Here is a 17,507-nt window from a genome sequence, read left to right as displayed (position 1 = left end):
CTATTGATAAAAACAAATTTTAATATTTTGTTAAATTTTGTTTAATCATTTTCATACATTGTTAAACATAAATATATTTTTCGTATATTTGAGTAATGATATTTAATACCACACATAAAAACAATGACGCTAAAGCAACCATAGATGACTTATTAGGTGCGCCTTATAGTTTTTTTCAATCATTAAAAATGGGTGGAACAGGCTCTAAAAGAATGATAATTGAAAAAGTAGGTCATGGTTTTGCTAAATACATGAACAAAGTTTCTGATATAAATTACGGTAATATAGAACTTAGACAAAAAGGAATTATAGTTCATATTAATAAAGGGTTAGAAACTTTTAGTTGGGCAATACCTTATTACCAACTTCACACATATAGAACTAGTGGATTTAGCATACATGCACAAGGCAACTTTGTTAGGTTTAAATACAACAAACTGTTTAATGAAAACAAAAAGTTTATCGAAAAATTAGTAAACTTTAAAATAGAAAACGACAAACAATATCAACTATACTAGATGAAAAAATTAAATGGCACATCTATTGATAGAATAATAGAAATGGCTTGGGAAGACAGAACAACTTTCGAAGCGATAGAATTTCAATTTGGTTTAAAAGAACAAGAAGTAATCAATTTAATGCGTTCAGAAATGAAACTATCTAGTTTTAAAATGTGGCGTAAAAGAGTTCAAGGAAGAAAAACCAAACACGAAAAACTTAGAAACTTCGAAAAAGGACGTTTTAAATGTTCAAGACAAAAATCTATCTCGAACAATAATATAGCCAAAAGATAAACCCGTGCTTTGCTTTAACAAAAACGTTTAAGACAGCACATAAAAAAGAAAATTATGATAACAGAATTATTACAAGAAGAAAAAAAAGGACTTTTAAATGGTTTTACCATCGATGATATTGGTGACGATCATTTATTTACCGGCTTAGAAACTCCAATGAAAAAGGATGCATTTAAGCTTTCTGACACCGAGAAAAAAGATAAAATTGCATCTTTATTTTCAGAAATAATGGATGTAATGGGTTTAGATTTAACTGATGATTCTTTAAAAGGAACACCAAAAAGGGTGGCAAAGATGTACATTGATGAAATCTTTTCTGGTTTAAATCCTGCAAACAAACCCAAAATAGCTTTATTCGATAACAAATATCAGTACAATCAAATGTTAGTCGAAAAAAATATTACATTTTACTCTAATTGCGAGCATCATTTTGTTCCAATTATTGGTAAAGCACATGTGGCATATATTTCTTCTGGTAAAGTTATAGGTTTATCTAAATTAAATAGAATTGTACAATATTATGCAAAAAGGCCACAAGTTCAAGAAAGACTTACAAATCAAATAGCAGAAGAATTAAAAGCAATTTTAAATACCGAAGATGTAGCAGTAATCATAGATGCAAAACATTTATGCGTTTCCTCTAGAGGAGTCAAAGACGATACTTCTGCAACAGTTACCTCTTATTTTGGAGGAAAATTTAACCACCAAGAAAAAATAGTAGAATTACAGAATACCTTAAATTATTAATTATGAAGTTAATCGAACAAGCACTAGAGTTTGAAACTCGCAAAAAAAGATTTCCAACAACCAGCGATAGAATATTGGCTGCAAGAGAAGCAAAACAATTAATTTTAAGTCTAAATGAAGTTTATAAGAAAAATAAAGACGCAAATATTATGGATATTATGAAGCGTTTAACTCTTATAAAACAACGAATTGAAAGACGTTTGAAAGGAAAACCGCTTACTGCTTAATAATAAATGCACATTTTTATTGCTTATCTAAGTTTTATAATTATATTGGAAAAATTATAAAAACGACAAGATAAGTAGAATGGATTTATTAGAAAGAGCTGTAGAGTTTGAGAACAGAAAGTTCTCTTTTAAAACAACAAGTGATAGAATTTTGGCGTCTAGAGAAGTTAAAGCACTTATTTTAGAGCTAAACCAAGTATATAAAGTAGATAAAGATCCAGAAATTATGGATCAAATGAAGCGTTTAACTGCTGTGAAGCAAAAAATTGAAAAGCGCTTGAAAGGAAGACCTTAAAAAGCACATGAAAAAAATAATAGTAGTAGGAGGAAGCAAAGGAATTGGAGAAGCAATTGTTAATGCACTAGTAGATAATAATAATATTATAAACATTAGTAGAACAGCGCCTTCGCTTTCTCACGCTAACTTAAAACATTACGACTGTGATGTTCTTAATGATGAACTACCAGAAATTGAAAACGCAGATACACTAATATACTGCCCTGGTAGCATCAATCTAAAACCTATATCTAGGTTAAAATTAGAAGATTTTAGAGAAGATTTCGAAATAAACGTTGTAGGAGCTGTGAAAGCTATTCAGCAATATCTTCCTAAATTAAAAAATGGTAAAAACCCTTCTATTTTATTATTTAGTACAGTAGCTACAAAATTAGGAATGCCTTTTCATGCTAGTGTTGCTGCAGCAAAATCTGCAGTTGAAGGAATTACAAAATCTTTAGGAGCAGAACTTGCACCAACAATAAGAGTTAATGCAATCGCACCAACAGTTACAGATACAGATTTAGCATCAAAGCTACTTAGAAACGAAAGAATGATAGAAAATATTACAGAACGTCATCCTTTAAAAAAGTTTCTAAAACCAGAAGAAGTATCAGATTTAGCAACTTTTCTTATCTCAGATAAAGCTCAATCAATATCCGGTCAAATTTTCGAATTAGATTGCGGTATTGTTAACTTCAAAATATAATAACATGACTGATATTTACAAAATTAATATCAATAGCTTACAAAATAAAGCTATTGACTTATCTGAGTACAAAAATAAATTTATATTATTTGTTAACGTAGCTTCTAAGTGTGGTTTTACATCACAATACAAAGAATTAGAAGAATTATACAACACTTATAAAGAGAATCTTATAATTATTGGTTCTCCATGCAATCAATTTGGAGCACAAGAACCCGGAACATCAGAAGATATAGAAGCTTTTTGTAAAGTTAATTTTGGTGTTACTTTTCTAATGACAGAAAAAATAGATGTAAAAGGCACTAAACAACACCCGCTTTACACTTGGCTTACAGACAAATCTTTAAACGGAACTAAAAGCTCTTCTGTAAAATGGAATTTTCAAAAATATTTGGTATCTCCAGAAGGCAAACTAATAGATTACTATTTTTCTATTACAAAACCTCTAAGCACTAAAATTACAAAACATTTAAAATAAAATTATGTTTGGTTTATTCAAAAAGAAATCGCCTGTAGAAAAACTACAAGAAAAGTATAAAAAACTGATGGAAGAAGCTTATAAGCTTCAATCTATAAACAGAACAGACAGTGATACTAAATATAAAGAAGCAGACGATTTATTAAAAAAAATTACTGAATTACAGGCTAATTCTTAATTAATGAAGCAACTTAAAATAACACTGCTTTTTCTAATTATTAATTTCGGTGGATTGGCATTTGGAAGTTGGTTAATGGACAGTGGGCCGCTTTCTGATTGGTACACAAATTTAAATCAAGCTCCTTGGACACCGCCAGGAATTGTATTTGGTATTGCTTGGACACTTATTATGGTTTGTTTCTCGATTTATCTTGGTAAGTTGTTTACTGTTGAAAATACAATCGAGAATAAAATTGCTTTTTTAATTCAATTTATATTAAACGTAAGTTGGAATTATATTTTTTTTAATAAACATTTAGTGTTAACCGCTTTAATTACAATATTATTGCTTACCACTTTACTTTTTGTTTATTTTTTAAAACTTAGTTCTAAAACTTTATATTACAAATACTTGCTACTACCATATATTATTTGGTTGTGCATAGCAACATCCTTAAACTTATACATTCTAATACATAATTAAGATGAAAATTTACACACTTCATAAAAAACAAAACTTACCAATTTCTAAGGAAGAGGCTTGGAAATTTTTATCAGACCCAAAAAATCTAAAAACAATTACACCAGATTATATGGGATTTAATATTCTTTCTGGTGCAGACAGAGATATGTTTTCTGGCCAAATTATACAATACATTGTTACACCAGTGTTAGGAATAAAAACGAAGTGGGTTACAGAAATTACACATGTTGTAGATAAAGAGTATTTTGTAGACGAACAAAGGTTTGGACCTTATGCATTATGGCATCATAAACATTTTATTCATGAAATTGAAGGTGGTGTAGAAATGGAAGACATAATCGATTACAAGCTACCAATGGGAGTTTTAGGGCAATTAGCACATCCTATTTTAGTAAAACCAAAATTAGAAGAAATTTTTAATTACAGACAAAAGAAATTAATTGAACTTTTTGGAGAATATCAAAAATAATGAAAGAGAATATAAATATTTTTTGGTTTAGAAGAGACTTAAGGCTAGACGATAATATTGGTTTCTACAATGCACTTAAAAGTGACTGTAAAGTGTTACCTATATTTATTTTTGATGAAAATATTTTGTCTAAATTACCCAAAGATGATGCTAGAGTAAGTTTTATATTTGAGACGCTACAAAAAATGCGAAAAGAATTGCAAGAAAACAATAACAGCAGTCTTGCAATATTTCATGGTAAACCTTTAGATATTTATAAAGAATTAATAGACACTTATACCATAAATTCTGTTTTTACTAATAGAGATTATGAACCTTATGCCAACAAAAGAGATCAAGAAATTGAACAATTATTAAATGAAAATAATATAGGGTTTAAATCTTTTAAAGATCAAGTAATTTTCGAAAAAGATGAAGTTGTAAAGAAAGACGGAAATCCTTATGTAGTTTACACACCTTTTATGAAAGTCTGGAAAGAAAAATTTAAGGAGTACAATCTAGACATTTATTATACAAATTCTTATCTAAATAATTTAGTTGAAAACACAAGGTTACCAAACTTAAGCTTATCAGAATTAGGTTTTACAAAGTCTAAACAAAAAATTCAAGACTATACGGTAACACCAACTTTAATTCAAGAATACGAAGACACAAGAAACTTTCCTGCATTAGACAATACCTCGAAGCTGGGTCCACATTTACGTTTCGGTACCGTTTCTGTTCGTAAAATGATAAAAAAAGCAACTTCAGAAAAAAATGAAATTTTTTGGCAAGAACTAATTTGGAGAGAATTTTTCATGCAAATACTATGGCATTTTCCAAAAACAGCAACTGCTTCATTTAAACCAAAATACGACAGAATTGAATGGAGAAACAATGAAGCAGAATTTCAAAAATGGTGTAAAGGAGAGACTGGTTATCCGCTTGTTGATGCTGGTATGAGACAGTTAAACGAAACTGGTTTTATGCACAACAGAATTAGAATGCTTATTGGTAGCTTTTTATGCAAACACCTTTTAATAGATTGGCGATGGGGAGAAGCATACTTTGCAGAAAAATTACACGATTATGAAATGGCGAGTAATATTGGTAATTGGCAATGGGTTGCAGGTTCTGGAGTAGATGCCGCACCATATTTTAGAATTTTTAATCCTACTACTCAAATTAAAAAATTTGACAAAGATTTAGAATATATTAAAAAGTGGGTGCCAGAATTTCAAGAATTAACTTACAGCAAAGAAATTGTAGATCATAAAGAAGCAAGAGAACGTTGTTTAAAAACCTACAAACAAGCATTAAATTAAAATACTTTTATTTTTAATCGCTTAATTTTCATACTTTTAAAGACAATCAAAAAAAATTAAAATATGAATACAAGTGAAGTTGCACAAAAATGGAAACAAATGTGCGAGCAAGGTAAAAACTTAGAATGCATAACAGAATTATATGCAGACAATGTTGTTAGTAAAGAAATGCCAGGTGTGCCACACGGAGAAATCGTTTCTGGAAAACAAAACGTAATGGAAAAAAGTAAACAATGGCTAGAAGACGTAATAGAATTTCATTCTAATGAAATCTCTGAACCTGTAGTTGCTGACAAGCATTTTACAAGCAAAATGAACTTTGATGTAACATTTAAAAGCAGAGGAAGACAACAAATGGAAGAAGTTTGCGTTTTTGAAGTACAAGAGGGAAAAATTGTAAATGAACAATTTTTTTACTCTATGTAATATTATTATTTCTTGACTTAGAAAGCTTCAATTTTTATTGAAGCTTTTTTTTATAAAAAAAAGTGAAATTTATTTTGGCAGTTATTGTTTTTTGTATTTAATTTGCCATCTCAAAATAAAAGCCGATGTAGCTCAGCTGGCTAGAGCAGCTGATTTGTAATCAGCAGGTCGTGGGTTCGAGTCCCTCCATTGGCTCAATATTTTATAAAGTCTCAAAATTCATTTTTTGAGACTTTTTTTTATGCTTAAAACCATGTTAAACAACTAATTGTTTAACAATTAATCATTTTAGTTTTTAATTGAATTACTTATCTATAGTAAAATCTAGCGTTAAACTATTTTTTGATTCTGAAAAACAAGCCACATAACTTATAAATTTATATATTTATAATATCTTTACAGCTTTAAGTAAATATTTTATCAAAATCATAATTTTTTATGCTAATTATAGGAATTGCAGGTGGAACTGGAAGTGGAAAAACTACAGTTGTAAATCAAATTATTAAACAATTACCAACAGATGAAGTTTGTGTAATCTCTCAAGATTCATATTACAATGCAACAGACAATTTACCTTACGAAGAAAGAACTAAGATAAATTTCGATCACCCAAGAGCTATTGATTTTGAATTGATAAAAAAACATTTAAAAGCTTTAAAATCTGGTAAAACAATAAACCAGCCAGTTTACTCTTTTGTTACGCATAATAGAACTAAAGATACAATTAAAACACATCCTAGAAAAGTAGTTATTGTAGAAGGAATTCTAATTTTTAATAACAAAGAATTAAGAGATTTATTTGATATTAAAATTTTTGTGCATGCAGAAACAGATGAACGCCTAATTAGACGTTTAAAAAGAGATATTACAGAAAGAGGAAGAGATATGGATGAAGTGTTAACCAGATATCAAACAACACTTAAGCCAATGCATCAACAATTTATAGAACCTACAAAAAACTTTGCAGATTTAATTATACCTAATGATAGGTTTAATAATGTAGCTATCGATATTGTTAGAACTGTAATAAACGAACGTTTGTAAAAATGTCTCTAAAAAAGATTAAAGAAAATAAAGCTTTTAAATTTTTGACAAATAGTTTTGTCTTAATTTTTATTCCGTTTTTAATATGGATGCTATTTTTTGATGAAAACTCGTATTTGGTTCACAGAAAATTTAATCAAGAAATTAAAGATTTAGAAAGCACAATTTCTTTTTACAAAATAAAAATTGCTGAAGACAAGGCAACCATTAAAAAACTCGGAGATTCGTTACAATTAGAACGTTTTGCAAGAGAAAAATATCTTATGAAAAAAGAAAATGAAGATATTTATATAATTGAATTTGATACCATAAAATAGCATGAGTAAATTTTTGTTTAGTGAATTCGAAGAAACATCTCCTTCTGCTTGGAAACAAAAAATTCAAGTAGATTTAAAAGGTGCAGATTATAATGACACCTTACTTTACACTACAAAAGAAGGCATAACTGTAAAACCTTTTTACACAAAAGAAGATAGAACAAACCTTAAAGTTGCTGCAACACAAAAAGCTTCTTACAACATATGCCAAACAATACTAATTGTAGAGGATAAAGAAGCAAACAATTTAGCTATTGATGCTTTAAAAAGAGGTGCTAATTCAATTCAATTTATAGCTCACAAAAAATTTGATTACAAAACAGTATTAAATCAAATTAATTTTAATGAGAGCATTGTTTACTTTAAAATTAATTTTTTAGATGCAGATTTTATTATAGAAATTGATAAATTCATCAACCATAAAAATTGTTTTTTTCAAATTGATATTTTAGGAAATCTAGCTGAAGCTGGTAATTGGTATATCAGTTTAAAAGAAGATGTTCAAAAAATAGAAGACATTATAGCATCTGTAGATAATTCTATTTCAATTTCTGGTGATTTATACGAAAACGCAGGCGCAAACATTGTACAACAACTTGCATACATGTTAGCACATGCCACAGAATACATTCATATTTTTGGCGATAAAATTGCTGGCAAATTACATTTCGAAATTTCAGTTGGCACAAACTATTTTCATGAGATTGCTAAACTTAGAGCATTTAAACTTTTATGGAAATCGTTATTAACTCAATTTAAATTAGAAGAAAAAGAAGCTCATATCTTTGCAAAACCAACTTTACGAAACAAAACAATTTACGATTACAATGTAAATATGCTTAGAACAACTTCTGAGTGTATGAGTGCTATTTTAGGTGGCGCAACTACAATTTCTAATGTTTCTTATGATGAAATTTTTGCTGTTAAAAATGAATTCGGAGAACGAATTTCTAGAAATCAATTGTTAATTCTTAAAGAAGAAAGTGGTTTTGAAAACGCTAATGATTTTGCTAACGGAAGTTACTATATCGATTCTTTAACAGAACAAATGGCAGAAAAAGCCTTGGCTATTTTTAAACAAATAGAAAAAGGTGGTGGATTTTTAAAACAATTAAAAGAAGTTGTTATCCAAAGAAAGTTAAAAGAAAGTGCTTCTAAAGAAGAAACTCAATTTTTAAATAATGAATTGATTTTATTAGGAACTAATTTGCAACCAAATAAAGACAATTTAATGCATGATAAACTAGTTTTAGATCCTTTTTTAAAACAACGAAATATCAAAACTTTATTTCCGCCAATTAATAGAAAAAGGCTTTCAGAAAAACTAGAACAACAAAGACTTAAAGAAGAAAAAGCAGGTGAATAAGAATAGCGAAATTTTAGAATATCAAAAAGAGCAAAAACTTCTAAAAAAAGAGGTTGAACAAATAAAAAAGACAGTTCCTTTTTATTTGGTATCAGTAATATTTGTAATGTTTTTAATATTTTTTTTATTAGAATCTAAAGTGTACAGCTTTTTTGGTGGTATTAAAAATTTTATAATTTTCTGTATTATTTTAACTATAAGCATTTGTGTTTCTTACGTTTATTTAAGTATTAAAAAAGTAAAGCGAAAAGAAAAATTATCAAAAAATATAGGTTCGAAAATATATAATTTAATGAAATTAGAAGATGAGTAGAAAATCTGTAGAAAACATATCGTTATTAAAAGATAATAATCTTAAAGAGAAAAGTTTTAAACATGAAAACTTTGTAGCTGGTATTGCACCAAATTTAAGAGGTCCTTATTCTACAATGTACGTTAGAAGACCCTGGACAATAAGACAATACGCAGGTTTTTCTACTGCAGAAGAAAGCAATGCTTTTTATAGAAGAAATTTAAAGGCAGGTCAAAAAGGATTGTCTGTTGCATTTGATTTGGCAACTCATAGAGGCTACGATTCAGATCACGAAAGAGTTCAAGGAGACGTAGGTAAAGCTGGTGTTGCAATTGACTCTGTAGAAGACATGAAAGTTTTATTTGATCAGATTCCATTAGATAAGATGTCTGTTTCTATGACTATGAATGGTGCTGTATTACCAATTTTAGCATTTTATATTGTCGCTGCAGAAGAACAAGGTGTTTCATTAGACAAACTCTCTGGAACAATCCAGAATGATATTTTAAAGGAGTTTATGGTAAGAAACACTTACATCTACCCTCCTTCTCCATCAATGAAAATTATTGCTGATATTTTTAAATATACCAGTAATAATATGCCAAAATTTAATTCTATTTCTATTTCTGGTTATCATATGCAAGAGGCTGGTGCCACTGCAGAAATTGAATTGGCTTATACATTAGCAGATGGTTTAGAATATATTAGAAAAGGAATTGATGCTGGTATGGATATTGATTTATTTGCACCAAGATTATCTTTCTTTTGGGCTATTGGCATGGATCATTTTACAGAAATAGCTAAATTAAGAGCAGCTAGAATGTTATGGGCAAAAATTGTAAAACAATTCAATCCTAAAAATCCAAAATCTTTAGCATTAAGAACTCATTGCCAAACAAGTGGTTGGTCTTTAACAGAACAAGATCCTTTTAATAATGTTGCTAGAACTACCATAGAGGCTATGGCTGCAGCATTTGGTGGCACACAAAGTTTACATACAAATGCTTTGGATGAAGCCATTGCTTTACCAACAGATTTTTCTGCTAGAATTGCGAGAAATACTCAAATATACCTTCAACAAGAAACTCACATAACAAAAACAGTAGATCCTTGGGCAGGTAGTTATTACGTAGAAGAATTAACCGAAGAAATAGCAAACAAAGCTTGGGTACTTATACAAGAAGTAGAAGAATTAGGCGGAATGACAAAGGCTATTGAAAAAGGAATTCCGAAAATGAGGATTGAAGAAGCTGCTGCAAAAAAGCAAGCTAAGATAGATAGCGGACAAGATTTAATTGTTGGGGTAAACAAGTACAAGTTAGCGCAAGAAGATCCTCTGCATATTTTAGAGGTAGATAATGAAGCTGTTCGTAACTCTCAAATAGAAAGATTAAATAAACTAAAAGCAGATAGAAATAATGATGCCGTTAAATCTTCGCTTTCAGATTTAACAAGCGCTGCAAAATCCGGTAACGAAAACTTATTAGATTTAGCGGTAAAGGCAGCTAAAAACAGAGCTACTTTAGGTGAAATATCTGATGCTTTAGAAGTAGAATTCGGAAGACATAAAGCAGTTCATAAAACAATTTCTGGTGTGTATAGTAAAGAAATTAAAGAAGATAAAGTATTTAAAGAAGCCAAAGAGTTAGCAGATAAATTTGCAGAACTAGAAGGCAGAAGACCAAGAATAATGATTGCTAAATTGGGGCAAGATGGCCACGATAGAGGTGCAAAAGTTGTTGCTACTGGTTATGCAGATTTAGGTTTTGATGTAGATATTGGTCCTTTATTTCAAACACCAAAAGAGGCAACTAAACAAGCTGTAGAAAATGATGTACATATTTTAGGAATATCTTCTTTGGCAGCAGGACATAAAACTTTGGTGCCGCAAGTAATTGCAGAATTAAAAGCATATGAAAGAGAAGATATTATGGTAATTGTTGGTGGTGTTATTCCTGCACAAGATTATCAATATTTATTTGATGCAGGCGCTGTTGGGGTTTTTGGCCCAGGAACTAAGATTGCACAAGCAGCAATAGATATGTTAACCATTTTAATAGATAGTATTTCTGAATAATTTAAAAAAAGCAACTTTAAAAAGTTGCTTTTTTTATTCTTCATCTATTTCTTAAACATAATGTTTTCTGATTCAGAAAAATTCTCATCAGGAATTTTATTAAAAAACTCTAATGTTTCTGTTTCGTTTGTATTACCATACGGAACCAAAATTGTTCCTTTAGTATCATCTTTCGTTTCAATTACATATAATATAGACATATCAGACGGATTACTATAACCTTCGTATCTGTGTTTAGCTACAACCTTAATTCCGTTTGGTGTAAACCTAATGTCAGATCCGTTTTCAATCAACATATTTCCGTCTACTCTGTAACTATTTGTATATCCTTCGTTTTCATATTTTTTAATGAAATCTAATTCGTTTGTTCCTTCGTTATTCATAATGTAGATTTTTAATTTTCACTAAATTAGAAACATTCTTAAATTTTGAATATCGCAATCCATATAAAAATTAACGCAAACAAAACTTCTATATTTTTTTGATAGAGTTAATTTTAAATCGATTAACGACAACATTACAGCCTGTATTCGATTAAATTTGTGTAAAACAATTCAACCATGGCTATTTTAGGAAATATAATTAAAGGAATTATCAGTTTAACTGATACACTTTCTACCGAAACAAATCATATAGAAAATCAGAAAGAAATATTAAATAAATTATTAGAAACTGCTAAAGAAACACAATTTGGAAAGCATTATAATTTTGAAGAAATTTTAAATTCTGAAAATACTCAAACAGCATTTCGTAAAGAAGTACCTTATTTTGATTACAATTCTTTACATAAAAATTGGTGGTATAAAATTCATGAAGGTGAAGAAGATGTAACTTGGACAGGTTCACCTTCTTATTTTGCATTAAGCTCTGGTACAACAGGTAAAACAAGTAAAAGAATTCCTGTAACCGATGATATGATTTCTGCCATTAGAAGCTCTGGAATTAAACAAGTTACTTCTCTTAACAACTTCGAATTACCAGCAGATTTTTTCGAAAAAGACATTATGATGTTAGGTAGTTCTACAGATTTAGCTGAAAAGGACGATCATTTAGAAGGAGAAATTAGCGGAATTAGTGCAAGTAACATTCCGTTTTGGTTTAAAGGATATTATAAACCCGGAGAAGAAATTGCTAAAATAGAAGACTGGGACGAGCGTGTAAATCATATAGCAGAAAATGCAAAATCTTGGGATATTGGCGCTTTAAGTGGTATTCCGGCATGGATAGAATTAATGCTACAAAAAGTGATCGAACATCATAATTTAGAAAATATTCATGAAATATGGCCAAACTTAAAGGTTTACACATCAGGAGGTGTTGCTTTTGGTCCTTATGAGAAAAGTTTTAAAGCATTATTAGGAAAACCGGTAACTGTAATTGACACTTATTTAGCATCCGAAGGTTATATTGCAACACAAACAAGACCAGAAACAGATGCAATGCAATTAAATACAGAAAATGGTATTTATTTTGAATTTGTGCCTATGAATCCTGATTATATAAACGAAGATGGTTCTTTAAAGCAAAATGCACCTTCTGTTAGTTTAGATAATGTAGTTTTAAATCAAGATTATATCTTAATAATTAGTACCGTTAGTGGCGCTTGGCGATATTTAATTGGTGATACAATCGAATTTACAGATGTAGAAAAAGCAGAAATTAAAATTACGGGTAGAACAAAATTCTTTTTAAATACAGTAGGTTCTCAATTATCTGTTAATAAAATGGATGATGCTATTCAATATTTAGAAGAAAAATTTGCTACTCAAATAACCGAATATACTATTTGTGCAAAAAGATTTGAAGATGGCGAGTTTTATCATTCTTGGTATTTAGGAACAGAATTGAAAGAAGATAATTCTAAAATTGTTGATGAATTAGATAACTATTTAAAAAAAGCTAATAAAAATTACAAAGTTGCTAGAAGCAAAGCTTTAAAAGGAGTTAAAGTAAACATTATTCCGGTAGAAAAATTTTATGATTGGAATGATAGTAACAAGAAAAAAGGCGGACAAGTAAAAATGGAACGCGTTATGAAAGAATCTAAATTTGCAGAATGGGAACGTTTTGTAAATAACAACGATCTTAAATAATTAATTATGGAAACAATTACAACTATTAATCCGGCAACGGAAAAAGAAATAAAAACATACAAAAGAGACTCTAAAGAAGAAGCATTAAATAAAGTTGAAATAGCAAATAAAGCCTATTTAAATTGGAAAAACACTTCGTTCGAAGAACGCTCTAAATTAATGCACAAACTTGCAGATATTTTTGATAAAAAAAAGAACGAATATGCAAATTTAGCAACAGAAGAAATGGGGAAAATAATTTCTCAATCTAAAAAAGAAATTGAAAAATGTGCTTTAGTTTGTAGATATTATGCAGATAACATTGAAGAATTATTAGCAGATAAAATTATAGAAACAGAAGCTAAAAAAAGCTATGTTACATATCAACCCTTAGGTGTAACTTTGGCTGTAATGCCATGGAATTTTCCGTTTTACCAAGTAATTAGATTTGCAGCACCTGCTTTAATGACTGGTAATACAGCTGTTTTAAAACACGCATCTAATGTACAAGGTTGCGCATATGCATTAGAAAATGCTTTTAAAGAAGCTGGTTTTCCTAGCGGAACTTTTACCAATTTAAATGTAACCTCAAAATTAATTAAACCAATTATAGAAGATGAAAATATCGTTGCAGTAACACTAACTGGTAGTGAACCTGCTGGAAGATCTGTTGCAAAAATTGCGGGAGAAAATTTAAAGAAAACCGTATTAGAATTGGGCGGTAGCGATGCTTACATTGTTTTAGATGATGCCGATTTAGAAAAAGCTACAGATTTAGCTACTTTTGGTAGGTTACAAAACAACGGGCAAACTTGTATTGCTGCTAAACGTTTTATAGTTTTAGAAGGTATTTATGATGATTTTCTAAAATTATTTACTAAGAAAATGCAAGATGCAAAATTAGGCAATCCTACAGACGAAGATGCGTATTTCGGACCAATGGCAAGAATTGATTTAAGAAATGAAATTCATGAACAAGTAGAAAAAACGATAAAACAAGGTGGAAAATTAGTTTTAGGAGGAAAAATTCCTGATCGTGTTGGTGCTTTTTATCCAGCTACAATTTTATCAGAATTAAAACCAGGAATGACTGCCTTTGATGAAGAACTTTTTGGACCCGTTGCTTCTGTTATTAAAGCTAAAGATGAAGACGAAGCTATAGAATTGGCAAACAACTCTACTTTTGGTTTAGGCTCTGGTGTCTTAACAGGAAATTCTGAAAGAGGTGAAAAAATTGCTCTACAATTAGAAGCCGGAAATAGTTTTGTTAATAAACTGGTAGCTTCTGACCCTAGAATGCCATTTGGCGGAATTAAAAATAGTGGTTACGGAAGAGAACTTTCTAGTTACGGAATTAAAGAGTTTGTAAACACAAAATCTATTTGGATTGACTAAGAAAGATTAAAAACATAACTCACTTACTAAAATACTCAATAAAAAATCCAATTTTAAAAATTGGATTTTTTTTATGTTAAATCTAATAATTACCACTACAAAAACTTAAATTATTTTGTAAATTGCAAAGCTATTTTCATTAAAAAAATCGAACACGCAAAAAACTACTTATCAGTTATTTATGTCATTTACTAGAACCTTAGAAAAACTTAAAATTCTTGCTGACGCCGCTAAATACGACGTTTCATGTTCTTCTAGTGGAAGTAAAAGAACAAATACAAATAAAGGTTTGGGCGATGCAACTGGTATGGGAATTTGCCATTCGTACACAGAAGACGGTAGATGCGTTTCTTTATTAAAAATACTACTTACAAATCATTGTATTTTTGATTGTGCCTATTGCGTTACTCGTAAAAGTAACGATGTTAAACGTGCTGCTTTTAAGGTGCAAGAAGTAGTCGATTTAACTATCAATTTTTATCGCAGAAACTATATTGAAGGGCTATTTTTAAGTTCAGGAATTTTTAAAAGTGCAGATTACACAATGGAACGTTTGGTTGCCGTTGCAAAAAAATTACGCTTAGAAGAAAATTTTAATGGCTATATACATTTAAAATCGATTCCGGGTGCTTCTGATGAATTGATGAGAGAAGCTGGATTATACGCAGACCGATTAAGTGTTAATATAGAAATACCAACAAAATCTGGATTAAAATTATTAGCACCTGATAAAAATTTTGATGATTTTATAAAACCAATGAATAAGGTTAAGAATGAAATCATTCAATACAAAACCGAAAAGAAAATTATAAAAAGCACGCCAAAATATGCGCCTGCAGGCCAAAGCACTCAAATGATTGTTGGTGCAAGTGGAGAAAACGATTTTCAAATTTTAAAAACTGCAGAGCATTATTATAAAAACTACAATTTAAAAAGAGTTTATTATTCTGGTTATGTGCCAATAAGTTTAGATAACCGATTGCCAAAAATAGGAACTGAAGTACCCATGTTAAGAGAAAATCGATTGTATCAATCAGATTGGTTAACTCGTTTTTATGGCTTTCAAACCAATGAAATAGTAAATCTAAATCATCAAAACTTAGATTTAGATATCGATCCTAAATTAAGTTGGGCTTTAAGAAATTTGCATGAATTTCCGGTTGATGTAAATACAGCAGACAAAAGAATGCTGGCTAGAATTCCGGGAGTTGGTATGAAATCTGTTTCTAAAATTTTAATGGCAAGAAAATACAGAAGATTAAATTGGGATCATCTTAAAAAAATAGGAATCGCTTTTAACAGAGCACAATACTTTTTAGTTTGCGATAGCAATATTTTTGAAAGACGAGATTTAACAGCAGAAAAATTAAAGGCAAAGATCTTGAAGAATTCTAAGAGCAAATATGATAAAATGCTAAGTCCGCAATTAAATTTATTCTCTTAAATGCAAGAGAAAACACTAATTTACGATGGCTCTTTTGACGGATTTCTATGTTGTGTTTTTTACGTTTTTGAATATAAACTTAAAAATGCTAAAATTCAGAATGAGTTTGTTTTACAAAATGCCTTATTTTCTGAAAATGAAAAAATAAGTACAAATAAAGACAAAGCAGACAGAGTTTGGAAAGGTTTAAAAACCAAAGCATCTACAATTAGCACCACAAAAATTTATTACGCATTTTTAAGCGAGCAGCCTGGGGTAGAAAATATTTTATTAGACTATATATCTTATATCTTTAAGAGTAATAATAAAGTAGACACAGATTTTACTTACGATAGTGTTTTAAAAACATCAAAAATTGCTAAAAACGTTAGTAGAGAAAAACATAGAATGGAAGCTTTTGTTAGATTTAAACTTACAAAAGACGCAATTTATTTTGCAAACATAGCTCCAGATTTTAATGTTTTACCATTAATTTCTAAGCACTTTAAAAGCAGATATGCAGACCAAAAGTGGGTTATTTATGATATTAAAAGAAATTACGGATTATATTACGATTTAGAAGTAGTTACAATAATGCAAATGGAGTTTCCTAAAAATTTCGATTTTTCTAAAACTGATAAAAACTTTTTTTCTGAAGAAGAGTTTGAGTTTCAAACGCTTTGGCAAAACTACTTTAAAAGCACAAATATAACAGAGAGAAAAAACATGAAACTTCATATTCAGCATGTTCCAAAAAGATATTGGAAATATTTAAGCGAAAAACAACCTTAATTAAACTGCAGTTAAGTTATTTCTTTCTTCAACTAACACCATTATTTCTTCCGGAGATAAATAATATCTCTTTATTCTTTTTTTATAAACTTCAGAAACATCAGCATTATTTAAAATAAAATCCTTTGTTTTTAAAATATACGATTCCATTTTGTGTTTTACAGCAAAACTATCAGCAGCTCTTTCTGCTTCAACAATATGATTATCAGAAAAAAGATATTTAACTCCAAACCAAATTAGGTTTAACTTGCTTCTATCTTGGTAATCCATAATATGCCCTAATTCATGACCAATCCAACCAATAAATACATCCGTAGGTATATCTCTGGTAGAAAATTCTTTATCAGAAATTTTAAATTTCTCACTAATTAAAATTAAAAATTTACGCTCTTTTTTAGATTTAAAAAAACTATCAAAAGTTGGTCTCGCTTGCATTGTAGATTTTTTAATATTCTTTTTAAACTTAAATTCTATATGAATATTTTTTAACTGCGGATAATATTTTAAAGCGGTTTCTACTTCTGCTTTTATAGAATTTGGTATGATATGATATGAAGACATAAATATTGTGATTTTTTTAAAACTTTAATACATAAATATACCGCTATCTAGAAGTTCTTTTGTGCTTTTATGCTTAAATTTGTAACTCTTTTAA

Annotated in this window: 22 protein-coding genes and 1 tRNA gene; 21 read left to right on the top strand and 2 right to left on the bottom strand. The window is 29.3% G+C overall.

Annotation, left to right across the window (positions count from 1 at the left end; genetic code table 11):
• The first annotated feature begins 95 nt into the window (after positions 1 to 95).
• The 17 genes from B5464_RS10325 (at position 96) to scpA (ending at position 11,170) form a co-directional block, all read left to right on the top strand.
• Positions 96 to 518: a hypothetical protein gene (locus B5464_RS10325; RefSeq protein WP_079738292.1), complete on the top strand. Its 423-nt coding sequence runs from the start codon at positions 96 to 98 to the stop codon at positions 516 to 518.
• Complete coding sequence (locus B5464_RS10320) at positions 519 to 794, top strand: TIGR03643 family protein (RefSeq protein ID WP_077811284.1); 276 nt, start codon at positions 519 to 521, stop codon at positions 792 to 794.
• 54 nt (positions 795 to 848) lie between these two features.
• Entirely contained in the window at positions 849 to 1,541 is a 693-nt protein-coding gene (gene folE / locus B5464_RS10315) for a GTP cyclohydrolase I FolE (RefSeq protein ID WP_079738291.1), read from the top strand.
• A 2-nt stretch (positions 1,542 to 1,543) separates the two neighbouring features.
• A complete protein-coding gene (locus B5464_RS10310) occupies positions 1,544 to 1,768 on the top strand; it encodes a hypothetical protein (protein ID WP_077811282.1) in 225 nt (74 codons plus the stop codon).
• A 79-nt stretch (positions 1,769 to 1,847) separates the two neighbouring features.
• Positions 1,848 to 2,063, top strand: a complete 216-nt coding sequence (locus B5464_RS10305; protein ID WP_077811281.1) for a hypothetical protein — start codon at positions 1,848 to 1,850, stop codon at positions 2,061 to 2,063.
• A 7-nt stretch (positions 2,064 to 2,070) separates the two neighbouring features.
• Positions 2,071 to 2,754: an SDR family NAD(P)-dependent oxidoreductase gene (locus B5464_RS10300; protein ID WP_079738290.1), complete on the top strand. Its 684-nt coding sequence runs from the start codon at positions 2,071 to 2,073 to the stop codon at positions 2,752 to 2,754.
• A gap of 4 nt (positions 2,755 to 2,758) precedes the next feature.
• Complete coding sequence (locus B5464_RS10295) at positions 2,759 to 3,232, top strand: glutathione peroxidase (protein WP_079739012.1); 474 nt, start codon at positions 2,759 to 2,761, stop codon at positions 3,230 to 3,232.
• A gap of 4 nt (positions 3,233 to 3,236) precedes the next feature.
• Complete coding sequence (locus B5464_RS14360) at positions 3,237 to 3,410, top strand: Lacal_2735 family protein (RefSeq protein ID WP_154066962.1); 174 nt, start codon at positions 3,237 to 3,239, stop codon at positions 3,408 to 3,410.
• A gap of 3 nt (positions 3,411 to 3,413) precedes the next feature.
• Positions 3,414 to 3,875, top strand: a complete 462-nt coding sequence (locus B5464_RS10290) for a TspO/MBR family protein (RefSeq protein ID WP_079738289.1) — start codon at positions 3,414 to 3,416, stop codon at positions 3,873 to 3,875.
• Between the two features lies 1 nt (position 3,876).
• Positions 3,877 to 4,344 carry an SRPBCC family protein gene (locus B5464_RS10285; protein WP_077811278.1) on the top strand — a complete coding sequence of 156 codons (468 nt, stop codon included), beginning with the start codon at positions 3,877 to 3,879 and terminating at the stop codon, positions 4,342 to 4,344.
• Entirely contained in the window at positions 4,344 to 5,648 is a 1,305-nt protein-coding gene (locus B5464_RS10280; protein WP_079738288.1) for a deoxyribodipyrimidine photo-lyase, read from the top strand. Before B5464_RS10285 ends, B5464_RS10280 begins: the two co-directional genes overlap by 1 nt.
• 63 nt (positions 5,649 to 5,711) lie before the next feature.
• The gene (locus B5464_RS10275; RefSeq protein ID WP_079738287.1) at positions 5,712 to 6,074 is read left to right on the top strand and encodes a nuclear transport factor 2 family protein; all 363 of its coding nucleotides are present in this window, start codon (positions 5,712 to 5,714) and stop codon (positions 6,072 to 6,074) included.
• Positions 6,075 to 6,195: 121 nt separating this feature from the next.
• Positions 6,196 to 6,269 (top strand) — tRNA-Thr (locus tag B5464_RS10270).
• A gap of 243 nt (positions 6,270 to 6,512) precedes the next feature.
• The gene (gene udk / locus B5464_RS10265) at positions 6,513 to 7,118 is read left to right on the top strand and encodes a uridine kinase (protein ID WP_079738286.1); all 606 of its coding nucleotides are present in this window, start codon (positions 6,513 to 6,515) and stop codon (positions 7,116 to 7,118) included.
• A 2-nt stretch (positions 7,119 to 7,120) separates the two neighbouring features.
• Positions 7,121 to 7,435, top strand: a complete 315-nt coding sequence (locus B5464_RS10260) for a septum formation initiator family protein (RefSeq protein WP_079738285.1) — start codon at positions 7,121 to 7,123, stop codon at positions 7,433 to 7,435.
• Position 7,436: 1 nt separating this feature from the next.
• On the top strand, positions 7,437 to 8,801 hold the full coding sequence (locus tag B5464_RS10255) for a methylmalonyl-CoA mutase subunit beta (RefSeq protein ID WP_079738284.1): 1,365 nt from the start codon (positions 7,437 to 7,439) through the stop codon (positions 8,799 to 8,801).
• Between the two features lie 305 nt (positions 8,802 to 9,106).
• On the top strand, positions 9,107 to 11,170 hold the full coding sequence (gene scpA, locus B5464_RS10245; RefSeq protein WP_079738282.1) for a methylmalonyl-CoA mutase: 2,064 nt from the start codon (positions 9,107 to 9,109) through the stop codon (positions 11,168 to 11,170).
• Positions 11,171 to 11,214: 44 nt separating this feature from the next.
• Here the strand turns inward: scpA and B5464_RS10240 are convergent, their stop codons facing one another.
• A complete protein-coding gene (locus B5464_RS10240) occupies positions 11,215 to 11,553 on the bottom strand; it encodes a hypothetical protein (RefSeq protein ID WP_079738281.1) in 339 nt (112 codons plus the stop codon).
• Between the two features lie 177 nt (positions 11,554 to 11,730).
• On the opposite strand from B5464_RS10240, the gene B5464_RS10235 reads away from it, so the two are divergent.
• The 4 genes from B5464_RS10235 (at position 11,731) to B5464_RS10220 (ending at position 16,852) form a co-directional block, all read left to right on the top strand.
• Positions 11,731 to 13,263, top strand: a complete 1,533-nt coding sequence (locus tag B5464_RS10235; RefSeq protein ID WP_079738280.1) for a GH3 auxin-responsive promoter family protein — start codon at positions 11,731 to 11,733, stop codon at positions 13,261 to 13,263.
• A gap of 6 nt (positions 13,264 to 13,269) precedes the next feature.
• Complete coding sequence (locus B5464_RS10230; RefSeq protein ID WP_079738279.1) at positions 13,270 to 14,637, top strand: NAD-dependent succinate-semialdehyde dehydrogenase; 1,368 nt, start codon at positions 13,270 to 13,272, stop codon at positions 14,635 to 14,637.
• Positions 14,638 to 14,818: 181 nt separating this feature from the next.
• Positions 14,819 to 16,081, top strand: coding sequence for a putative DNA modification/repair radical SAM protein (locus B5464_RS10225; protein ID WP_079738278.1), 1,263 nt, complete (start codon positions 14,819 to 14,821; stop codon positions 16,079 to 16,081).
• Positions 16,082 to 16,852 carry a TIGR03915 family putative DNA repair protein gene (locus B5464_RS10220; RefSeq protein WP_079738277.1) on the top strand — a complete coding sequence of 257 codons (771 nt, stop codon included), beginning with the start codon at positions 16,082 to 16,084 and terminating at the stop codon, positions 16,850 to 16,852. It begins immediately after the preceding gene.
• Here the strand turns inward: B5464_RS10220 and B5464_RS10215 are convergent, their stop codons facing one another.
• Positions 16,853 to 17,413, bottom strand: a complete 561-nt coding sequence (locus B5464_RS10215; protein ID WP_077811265.1) for a hypothetical protein — start codon at positions 17,411 to 17,413, stop codon at positions 16,853 to 16,855.
• Positions 17,414 to 17,507 lie beyond the last annotated feature (94 nt).

It is taken from the genome of Polaribacter sp. KT 15 (assembly GCF_900143115.1).
Classification (GTDB): domain Bacteria; phylum Bacteroidota; class Bacteroidia; order Flavobacteriales; family Flavobacteriaceae; genus Polaribacter; species Polaribacter marinaquae.
Note: the sequence above shows the minus strand (reverse complement) of the source record. Positions and strands in the feature narration are given on the sequence as shown.

Bases quoted from the DNA above. Each gene is read 5' to 3' on its own strand.
- B5464_RS10325 (WP_079738292.1), top strand. From the start codon at position 96: ATGATATTTAATACCACACATAAAAACAATGACGCTAAAGCAACCATA.
- B5464_RS10320 (WP_077811284.1), top strand. From the start codon at position 519: ATGAAAAAATTAAATGGCACATCTATTGATAGAATAATAGAAATGGCT.
- folE (WP_079738291.1), top strand. From the start codon at position 849: ATGATAACAGAATTATTACAAGAAGAAAAAAAAGGACTTTTAAATGGT.
- B5464_RS10310 (WP_077811282.1), top strand. From the start codon at position 1,544: ATGAAGTTAATCGAACAAGCACTAGAGTTTGAAACTCGCAAAAAAAGA.
- B5464_RS10305 (WP_077811281.1), top strand. From the start codon at position 1,848: ATGGATTTATTAGAAAGAGCTGTAGAGTTTGAGAACAGAAAGTTCTCT.
- B5464_RS10300 (WP_079738290.1), top strand. From the start codon at position 2,071: ATGAAAAAAATAATAGTAGTAGGAGGAAGCAAAGGAATTGGAGAAGCA.
- B5464_RS10295 (WP_079739012.1), top strand. From the start codon at position 2,759: ATGACTGATATTTACAAAATTAATATCAATAGCTTACAAAATAAAGCT.
- B5464_RS14360 (WP_154066962.1), top strand. From the start codon at position 3,237: ATGTTTGGTTTATTCAAAAAGAAATCGCCTGTAGAAAAACTACAAGAA.
- B5464_RS10290 (WP_079738289.1), top strand. From the start codon at position 3,414: ATGAAGCAACTTAAAATAACACTGCTTTTTCTAATTATTAATTTCGGT.
- B5464_RS10285 (WP_077811278.1), top strand. From the start codon at position 3,877: ATGAAAATTTACACACTTCATAAAAAACAAAACTTACCAATTTCTAAG.
- B5464_RS10280 (WP_079738288.1), top strand. From the start codon at position 4,344: ATGAAAGAGAATATAAATATTTTTTGGTTTAGAAGAGACTTAAGGCTA.
- B5464_RS10275 (WP_079738287.1), top strand. From the start codon at position 5,712: ATGAATACAAGTGAAGTTGCACAAAAATGGAAACAAATGTGCGAGCAA.
- udk (WP_079738286.1), top strand. From the start codon at position 6,513: ATGCTAATTATAGGAATTGCAGGTGGAACTGGAAGTGGAAAAACTACA.
- B5464_RS10260 (WP_079738285.1), top strand. From the start codon at position 7,121: ATGTCTCTAAAAAAGATTAAAGAAAATAAAGCTTTTAAATTTTTGACA.
- B5464_RS10255 (WP_079738284.1), top strand. From the start codon at position 7,437: ATGAGTAAATTTTTGTTTAGTGAATTCGAAGAAACATCTCCTTCTGCT.
- scpA (WP_079738282.1), top strand. From the start codon at position 9,107: ATGAGTAGAAAATCTGTAGAAAACATATCGTTATTAAAAGATAATAAT.
- B5464_RS10240 (WP_079738281.1), bottom strand. From the start codon at position 11,553: ATGAATAACGAAGGAACAAACGAATTAGATTTCATTAAAAAATATGAA.
- B5464_RS10235 (WP_079738280.1), top strand. From the start codon at position 11,731: ATGGCTATTTTAGGAAATATAATTAAAGGAATTATCAGTTTAACTGAT.
- B5464_RS10230 (WP_079738279.1), top strand. From the start codon at position 13,270: ATGGAAACAATTACAACTATTAATCCGGCAACGGAAAAAGAAATAAAA.
- B5464_RS10225 (WP_079738278.1), top strand. From the start codon at position 14,819: ATGTCATTTACTAGAACCTTAGAAAAACTTAAAATTCTTGCTGACGCC.
- B5464_RS10220 (WP_079738277.1), top strand. From the start codon at position 16,082: ATGCAAGAGAAAACACTAATTTACGATGGCTCTTTTGACGGATTTCTA.
- B5464_RS10215 (WP_077811265.1), bottom strand. From the start codon at position 17,413: ATGTCTTCATATCATATCATACCAAATTCTATAAAAGCAGAAGTAGAA.